The 9,549-nt window shown below is 31.4% G+C and carries 5 protein-coding genes; all 5 read left to right on the top strand.

The features are described from left to right. Nucleotides 1-2,326 precede the first annotated feature (2,326 nt). The 5 genes from TS70_RS05025 to TS70_RS08660 all read left to right on the top strand — a co-directional run bounded on the left by TS70_RS05025 (nucleotide 2,327) and on the right by TS70_RS08660 (nucleotide 8,731). Complete coding sequence (locus TS70_RS05025; RefSeq protein ID WP_198049593.1) at nucleotides 2,327-2,536, top strand: hypothetical protein; 210 nt, start codon at nucleotides 2,327-2,329, stop codon at nucleotides 2,534-2,536. Next, nucleotides 2,505-2,777 carry an Mbov_0395 family pilin-like conjugal transfer protein gene (locus tag TS70_RS05020; RefSeq protein WP_198049592.1) on the top strand — a complete coding sequence of 91 codons (273 nt, stop codon included), beginning with the start codon at nucleotides 2,505-2,507 and terminating at the stop codon, nucleotides 2,775-2,777. The genes TS70_RS05025 and TS70_RS05020 overlap by 32 nt, the downstream gene beginning before the upstream one ends. 16 nt (nucleotides 2,778-2,793) lie before the next feature. Next, entirely contained in the window at nucleotides 2,794-4,260 is a 1,467-nt protein-coding gene (locus TS70_RS05015; RefSeq protein WP_198049591.1) for an Mbov_0396 family ICE element transmembrane protein, read from the top strand. An 84-nt stretch (nucleotides 4,261-4,344) separates the two neighbouring features. Beyond that, nucleotides 4,345-4,692 (top strand): hypothetical protein, encoded by a 348-nt coding sequence (locus TS70_RS05010; RefSeq protein ID WP_198049590.1) that lies wholly within the window; start codon nucleotides 4,345-4,347, stop codon nucleotides 4,690-4,692. A gap of 2,521 nt (nucleotides 4,693-7,213) precedes the next feature. Beyond that, nucleotides 7,214-8,731 carry a type IV secretory system conjugative DNA transfer family protein gene (locus TS70_RS08660; protein ID WP_443028836.1) on the top strand — a complete coding sequence of 506 codons (1,518 nt, stop codon included), beginning with the start codon at nucleotides 7,214-7,216 and terminating at the stop codon, nucleotides 8,729-8,731. The last annotated feature ends 818 nt before the right edge of the window (nucleotides 8,732-9,549 follow it).

The raw sequence follows: 9,549 nt of genomic DNA, 5'->3' as shown, positions 1-9,549 counted from the left end.
ATTCAGAAAGGAAATAACGAAATGAAAAAATTACTAAGTCTATTAACCATATCAACATTGGCAACGAGCGTTCCCGCGCCGTTGCTTGCCAATACAGTACAAACTCGTTTTAAACGCGATGTTAGTTCTTTGACATCCAACTCAAACAACGACTACCTACCAATAAAAAAAATAAACGGAGTTAATGATAAAGTTCAATCAATTTCAGTTGACAGTAAAAACAATGTCTATTTTGAAATGGGTAAAGGTGGTGCCTATGTGTTGAAACGAGGTTCAGACACGCCAACCAAAATAAATGGGTTTGTTGATGTTATGATTAGTTATGCATCTGCAATTGATAGCAATGACAATATTTATTTTGGTACAGATAATGGTGCGTATAAGTTGGTTGCTGGGTCAAGCAATGTAATATCAATTTCAACCTTGCCTTCTTTTGTTCAATCAATTTCAGTTGACAGTAAAAACAATGTCTATTTTGGTACAAACAATGGTCTTTATGTGTTGAAACAAGGTGAAATAACACCAACAAAAATCAATGGTATAAATGGTGNTTTTGTATCATCTGCAATTGATAGCAATGACAATATTTATTTTGGAAAATTTGATGGTGCATATAAGTTGGGTGTTGGCGAAATAACACCAACAAAAATCAATGGTGTTAGTGGACAAATAAATTCAATTGCCGTTGATAATACAAGATATCTTTATCTTGGAACAAATAATGGAACTTTTGTAATACATTCAGCATTGACAGCCTTAGAATGAACAAAAATACAAAGTCAGTTTACTTTGGTTGATAGTTCAAAAACGAAAACTTGAACTCGCCCTGACTTGCTTAGCGTGGATGGGGAGGTTAACATTGATATTGCTAACCCAAACATTGATAAAGTTTTATTTGATAATGTTGAACAACCACAAACAAGAAAAAATTGGAAAATCAATGTTAAACCCGAAACTGCACCACGAGACCATAATTTACAAGTAATGTTTACTTTGGATGGTAAACAATATACCAGTGAAATTACGGTCTCTATGCAGGCGAAAATAGACCCACCGACACCAAGCAAACAAGAAAATATAAGTGATGTGATTAAATTTGCTGATGAGAATAATTTAGGCAACATTGTTGATAACAACGATAGTACTATTTTTTCGGCAATTACACAGAAAAACGCACGCATTGTTGATTTTTCACAAATTACAATTGAGAAAAAAGACAACAATTCGGCAACATTAACTGCAAAACCAGATAGCAAGAGTTATAAAGGTTCGGTTGCTGTTAAATACAATGTTGTTCCTGCAACAACAGTTGATTTAAAAATAGATGTAGTATCAACATCATCAAAAGCAACGGTGGTGAAAGATTATCTTGGTCAAATTGATACAAGCAATCTTACTAACCCAGTTAACACATTTTACTATGCAAGTAGTGAAAGTGTTATTACAATGGTTAAACCAACCCCAAGTAGTGTGATAACTGGTGTTGTGTATGGTTGTGATGATAAATGAAATAAAACATCACAATCAAGCAACATTGACCCATCAAGTGGGATTAAACTTGATGGGTCGCAGTTGGCAACAAAGAATGGTAAATATGTTGTTGAGTTGTCTGACAACTTAGGTCATAAGAATAACATTTATTTACAAATTGCCCCACAACAAAAAATGGCAAATTATTTTGATACTGATAATGGAAAACAATTTGAAATTTGAGCGAAAGCAAATGGATATGACAATATCCGTGGTTATAGTGCTAGTCAGTTAAATAAATTGTTTGCAGAGAGTAAAAATTGACAGCAAATTGCTAGTGATAATCAATTTGCTAGTGCTCTTTCTGATTGGTTTAAAACAAATGGTAAATTGTTTTCAAAAGCACTGTTGACAAAAGAGCAAGTCGTTGAGCAGTTAAAGAAACAAATTCCAAGTGATATCAAAATTGATAAGGTAAATACCAGCAATTATGATATAAACAAAGTTTCGTTTGTTTTAAATCAAAGTGAGTTTAAACCAAATGACAAAGTAAATATTACTGTTAAATATAATACTGCCACAGCAGATAGCTTTACCTTACAAATTAAGGACAGTAATGCACCAGATAATAACAAAAAATCTGGTTTGGGTATTTGGGCTATCTTTGGAATAGTGGTTGGTTCGTTGGTGGGTCTTGTTCTTCTTGGGTGGTTGTTATGAAAATTTGTGGTTGACCCGTTTATTTTAGGACCAATCCGCGATAAAAAACAAAAAGCGTGAAGAATTAGAGAAGACAAAGCCTTAGCAGAAATCGAGGCCGAAGAAGAAGCCGAAAAAGCAAAAAGAGGGAAATAAGATGAATTGAACAATTTTCTTTGCGGTGCTTATTCTTATCTGTCTTTTTGCTCGTCCGGCGTGGTGAGTATTTAGAAAAATACTAGGTCTTTTAGGTTTTATAACTGGTTTCTGCAAAGGCATTAGTGATGTTAGAAAGAAAAAGAAATTAGATAAACAAATGAAAGGTGGTGATAAATATGATGTTACTAGCGACAAGTGGGTCAACTAGTTTGCAAGAAATTGGTAATAAAATAATTTCCGTTGGAATGCCAATTCTAATCGGAGTAGCGATTGTTATTGGGATTGTTATGGTGGCATACTATGGTATTGCTGGGAAATTTGCCAAAAACGCCGAACAGCGAAGAGAAACGATTGCTCGTGTTACTTGGGTTGGTGTTTGTTTGGGGATTGTGATTTTGGCCAGTGCGATTGTATTGGGTCTAAAAGATGTTATTTTAGGCATTGCATAAAAGGGGGAATTAAAAAATGGTACAAAATAAAAAAGGGTTAAAAAACCCTTTCAGTGTTGGCAAGTCCGCCAAGATAAAGCCAACATCATTTAAAAATGTCATAGCCATTGTCAATAATATGATTAAAAAAATGGCTATCTTTCTTATTATAGCATTTTTGCCGTTGATGTTAATAGCAGTAATTATTGTCGTAATTATTGCGACGATTATGGCGATATTTACCCCCGACACAATCAATCATTTTACTAGTATGCACTCCTCAGAATTGTTTATACAATATAATCAATCGTTGAGTGATGGTGGTGGAGACGCACCAAGTTGGCTGCTTGGTAAAATTATGGACGCGGTATTTATGATTTTATATATTATTTTCATAAAACCATTATTGTGACTTTTAAATAAATTCCAAGACATAATTTATTTTATGTCGGGTGGGAATTTGACAAATCGTTTGCTGTTTGAAAATAATACTGATAGTGGTGTGCCGATGTTATTTATTGTGATGTTATCAATTGCTGGGATAATATTGGCGTTGTTATTGGCAGGGCGGATGATTGAAATAATGTTGGCTGATGAAAAACATAGCAAGTTAAGAATAACATTGCGTAATATGATTTTATTGTTTGTAGCTATTTCGACAATACCAGTTATTTTCTATACCTTGAATATTATTGTTAACTTGTTAACGCAAGCGATTATGCAAGCAAGTAACTTAAATATGCAAAATATCGGGTTGTTTATATTTAATTCGTCGTTTGATAATGGTATGCACGATTTTGATTATGTGCCAGCGAGTTGAACCTTTGATGATAGTGGGCATTTTAATTATTTGCTGTGTTTGTTTTCAGAGGGCTTTATGATTTACATTTTCTTGTTGATTGCGTTGTTCCTATTTTGAAGAACTGCGGAGTTATTAATTCTTTATGTAATATCGCCCGTTGTGATAGTATCGGCAATTCAAGATGAGGGACGAAGATTTAAAAACTGAAAAGAATTAACTGTTGCTCGTTTTATTAGTTTTAATATGGTTTTCTTGGCGTATAGTTTGTTTTTATGGAGTATGTCAGTGTTTGCGGAAATTGGCAAAGCCATTCCCGACCCAACAACAAGACCAATTTTTACTTTATTAGGTATTTTTGCGTTTGGTATTGTTGTTGTGAAATCACCACAACTCTTATCATCACTGATGGGTGGTACTACATCGTTGAGTGATGGGATTGGTAATATAATGGGGTTAAAAGTAGCAACCAATGCCTTTATGACTGGTGGTGCGTTGACAGTAAGTGGTGTGAAGGCAAGTTATAGTTTAAGTAAAAAAACTGCTCGTGGACTTGGTGCGGTTCGTGCATATCACACGGGGACAAAAGAACACGGTTTTAAAAATATTGCCAAGGCACAATTTAAAAACGCATTCACTGGCGATTATAAAAACCAACATAGCAAAACAAGTGAAAAAATTAATCAGTGATTTACTGATAAATAATCGTTTGTGGCACATTGAAAGTTATTTTAATGAATAAGATATTAACTCAATGCTTTACAAAGCATAATAAAGGAAACATAAATTATGGAAATAAAAGAAAACAAGTGAACAACAGTAAACATTATGGCACGCAGAAAACTTAAACGCGAAACCGAAAAGGCCAGTTTATTTTCAATCCCTGAACATAAGGGGTTGTCGGTGTGAATTAGTAAAAAATGTATTCACGGTTCGCGTAACGGAAAAATGCTTGCTGTTGGTATTAAAGCCGATGATGATTATACAATATGAATATATGACGCTGACAGCAACCGTCATTTAAAAAGTGAAATTTGACAAGGACAGTACTTACTCAATCTTTATCAAGCGGAATTTAAAAAGATTGTTGCTTGACTTGACAAACAACAAGCAACAAAAAACTTAGGGGGTGAATAATTATGGAAGAAAATAAAGCTCGCATTATTACAAAACGAGCCAGTAAAATTCGTTTTACAATTTCTAATGCTCTTGGTGGAATTGGTAAAGTTGAAATTGCAATTATTGTAATTGATTTTTTAATTACAGCGTTGATTTTTTCTTTTCTATTTAAGTATCAAATAATCGGTAGTGTGCTTATTACCATTTTTATGTGATTAACAAGCTTAATTTTAATGTTTCCAACAAAAAATGGAAACAAAGTATACAGCGTTATTTGAACTGCATTCAAATATATTTTTGTTAAAAAACAAAATAATGATGTTTTAAAAATTAGTCAAATTCAAAAAATAGAAAACAATACCATTAAATTTAAACATAAAACTGGTGTTGTTTATCGTATTGAAGCTGTTGATATTTTGTTAGCTAATCAGCAAGAGCGTGATATTCCTATTTATAAATTAGCAAGCATTTTTAAAACAATAGATATTGATTTTGAAATTTGTAAAATTCAAATTCCTTATGAATTTAACGAACAAATTAAAAATATTGATAAATTATTACTCAAAGAAAAAACTGAGTTTAAAAAAACTGAGTTAATAAATTTGAAAAATTGATATATGAATTTGCAATATGGTAATCAAAAATTAAAAACTGCTTACTTTTTAATGATTACTGCTGATAATGTTGCTTTAATAAATCAAAAATTAAGATATGTTATTAATGAATTTGATAATAACATTAAATTTATTAAAGCAACNTTNGAAGAAACAAGTTTATTAGTTCAACGNAATATTATTCCAACAAATAATGTTGTTGANAAACCACATAAAATTAGACAATTTNCTAATTATGTGACAGTTGATAATAAATTTATTTCTTATTTAACTGTATCACAATATCCGTTGTTGGTNCCTGATACTTGGTTGGGTTTTCTTGCTAATTTGAACAATGTTAATGTTAATATGAANGTTCATCATATTTCAGAACAAGAAGCATTGAAATTGCTTGACCGTGCTATAAATCGTGCTGAAATTCAAACNACAAGCAAAACAAGTGAAGAAATTAANTATCAATCNTANTTGGAACATTTTACAGAATTAATGAATATGGTTCAAAATGGTGGTGAAACCTTGAAAATGGTTTCAGTTATGTTTANTTGTTTTGCTGATACAAAAAAAGAACTAGATAGTATTAGAACGATGTTAATAAGTGAAATGNTNAAAAAAGGCTTTATACCTGATGAATTAAAATTTCAGCAATTAAAAGCATATAATTTTGTCTGAAACAACAATATCAAAAACAGCACNGAATGATGACAAGAAATGCCTGTTATTTCACTNGCAAGTAGTTATCCGTTTGTAGCAACACCTTTAAATGATAANNANGGGTTNNTNNTGGGAACGAATGATATTGATGAACCGATAAGTTTTGATATAAAACACCGTGATAGTTTCCGCAATAGTAGTAATGCNTTNNTTGNNGGNATGACNGGGAGCGGNAAANCATTTAATGCTAAAAAGCAATTAAATTGATTATATTGTAATAACACAAANTTATATATTATTGACCCTGAGCGGGAATACCACCAACTAGCCAATTATTATGGTGGGGAAATTATCCCAATTGGGAAATCAGACAAAGCACTAATAAATCCGTTAGAGATTTTTTCAGATGACTTATTAGAACATATATCGTTACTGGAACAATGGTTTAAAATCTTATATCCGTCTTTAACAGATATTGATTTAAGTTTATTACAACAAACCCTTTTGAAATTATATAAAGATTTTAAAATTACTGATAAGACAGAATTAAACACTTTACTTGCTCGTGATTATCCTACTTTATCACATTTGTTTACTTTAATTGAAAAACAAGAAAAAAACGAAAATAACAAATCACACTTATACAATGTTTTATGAAAACTTGCCAAAGGAGCCGATGGTGCTTTGTGAAACGGAATAAGCACCTTATCGCTAAAAAGTAATTTGATTGTTTTTGATACCCACGAATTAACTTCAAACAAAAACCGCCAAAATGCCCAATTGTTTTTAATGCTTTCCTTTTTGGATAAGGTGGTAAAACAAAACAAAGCTAAAAACCAAGCATTACCAATTGCAGAACAACAATGAATTTGTATTGCCATCGATGAAGCTCACTTATTGATTAATGAAAACAGTACCTTAGCGTTGAATTTCTTATTTGAAATGACAAAACGCATTCGAAAATATAATGGTATTTTATATATTATGACGCAAAATATCAACGACTTTATGGGCAATGCGAATATTAAAACGCAAGCCCAAGGAATAATCAACAACTGTTTATATCAGTTTGTTCATCATTTAGCGGCGAGCGATTTACAAGATTATGATAATTTAATTGCCACTAGTGGGCGATTAAATCAATATCAAAAAGATACGATTGCAACCGCACCAACGGGAACTTGCTTGTTTTCTATTGGTGCTAATAACCGAATGTTATTGAATGTTGAAGCAAGCGAAATAGAACAAGAANCTTTTAGTTAGGAGNNAAATTTATGNNNAAAATAAAACAATNNTATNAAAAACTTAATAAATTNNAAAAAGTAATCTTTTGAATTATTTTTGCTGTATTAANCTTTTTCTTATTTATTTTGCTTATCAATATTGTGATTGCTCTTGGCTATGCGGGAATAAAACTAAAAGCGATTACTTGNCAAACCTTTTCAACTGCTTATANCAAAGATATTTGCTTTAAAATTTCANCAATTATNNGCACTATCGTTGTNNTTGTCNTTGCTGGTTTTATTGGTTATCAGAAATGACAACACTTTGATATGTTTGCNTACGAACAAAAGAAAAAAGCAAAACGAAAAGAGCAAGAATTTAAACAAATTCCGCAAGATAATTTGCTTAAATTAAACAAAAACTTTGGTTTAATAAAATCAAATTTAACTCAACACACTATCCTTGTTGAAACAACGGGTAGTGGTAAAACAACAACATTAATGCAAATCATAAAATCGTTAAGGTTTAAATTCCGAGAAACAACAATTATTATTGATGGTAAAGGAGATATTGATTTAATTGATAAAGTTAAACAACTAGACCCTAACGCCTTTATTTGAGAAATTGGTGGGTCAACGGAATATAACCCTTTTGCGACAAAAGATAGTGTTGTGTTATCCGATAAGATAATGTCGTTGTTTAATTTTACCGAACCCCATTATGAAGCATTGGCAAATGATTATGTGTTGATTTTAACCGAAACATTAATTAATAAAAATGTTGATTTAACATTAGAAAATATTATTAAATATTTTGATAAATCAGAATTAAAACAATTAATTAGTAAGAAAGACAGCCGTTATGAATATTTAGAAAAAATTGATGAAGATGACATATTAGGAATGCGTTCGCGATTAAATGTTTATCGCCAACAACTAAAAACAAATATTGGGATTAAAAATTCCTTGGTTGATTTATCAAAACAACATAAAACGATTTTGTTTAGTATCAATTCGTTGATGTATCCCAAACTAGCGGGTTCGGTTGGTAAAATCATTATCCAAGACTTAAAAGAATTAACCACTCTAAAACCAGTTAATCAAAAAATTAACATTGTTTTAGATGAGTTTAATGTCTTTGCGAGTGAAACGATTGTCAATTTGATAAATAAATCACGCAGTTTTAATTATCAATGTTTCTTGTCGTTTCAAACAATCAACGACCTAAAAACAAACAATATGAATTTAACAGATACCATTTTTGGAAATGTTAATACTATTGTTTGTCATAACATTAAAGACCCGAACACCGCAGAATATGTAGCGAGTGTTTTTGGTACCCACGAAACCGAAAAACTAACTCGCCAACTTGATTTTAAAAATAACACGGCTGATATGGGTTCGGTGCGTTCAGTCGATGAGTTTATTGTTCATCCGAACGACCTTAAAACACTTAAAATTGGCGAATGCTATTTAAAAACCACTCTACCGAGTGGCAAATTATTTATTAAAAAAATTCAAGTTGACCCCACTTGTTTAGATGACTTAATTCAACAATTAAATAAATAATACACTCTACCTGTGCTATAATAAACACAACTAAATAAAAACAAAGAAAAATGACACCAACGTCATTCTTCTATACACCTATTAAGCGGTCTATCAAACCACTTAACTAGGGCTTATTAATTTAACCCCCACCTTTTGGTAGGTCAGTTAAATTATAACATTTTTTAATTTTTGTGTATAGGTAGAATGATAAAAAAGTCATTCTACCTATTTTTTTATTTACAGTATAAATCACAATTATTTACCCGTAAATTAGTGTTTAAACTAACCAAAAGAATATTTATTCTACATTTTGGAAAATATCAACGCTAATAAGGGGGTTAAATTCGCTCAAAACCGCAGAAAGGAACAGAAATTATGAATACAACTACCACTAACTATCAACCACAAACTAATTATCACTTTGTTAAATTGCCAACTGGTGGTCAGTTTAAGGTATTTAATCAGTTAGATAATCAAAAACACATGTGTAACTTTTTTGTTCATAAATCAGATATCTATAAATACACAATACTTTCAAATAAAGTGCGGGTTGGTGATAATTTTATTAGTGTTGGCAAAAAAGACATCCACGTTACAAAAACAGACCCTAACTGGTTTAATGTGGGAGTGCGTGTTTTTGGCACATATCATATTTATTATGCGGATGGAACACANATNAAANCAACNGGNTATGANGCNATGATTAAAACCAATATGTATNAATTNCATCNNTTAAATACNNTNCACCGTCAATTTGAAAAATGACAAGNANTCGAACCTCGCCTTCGTAAGTTTAAAAACCGCGAAGAATTTTTAGCTGACGTTGATAAAAAATA

This window comes from Spiroplasma sp. hyd1 (assembly GCF_016082235.1).
Classification (GTDB): Bacteria; Bacillota_I; Bacilli_A; order Mycoplasmatales; family Mycoplasmataceae; genus Spiroplasma; species Spiroplasma poulsonii.
Note: the sequence above shows the minus strand (reverse complement) of the source record. Positions and strands in the feature narration are given on the sequence as shown.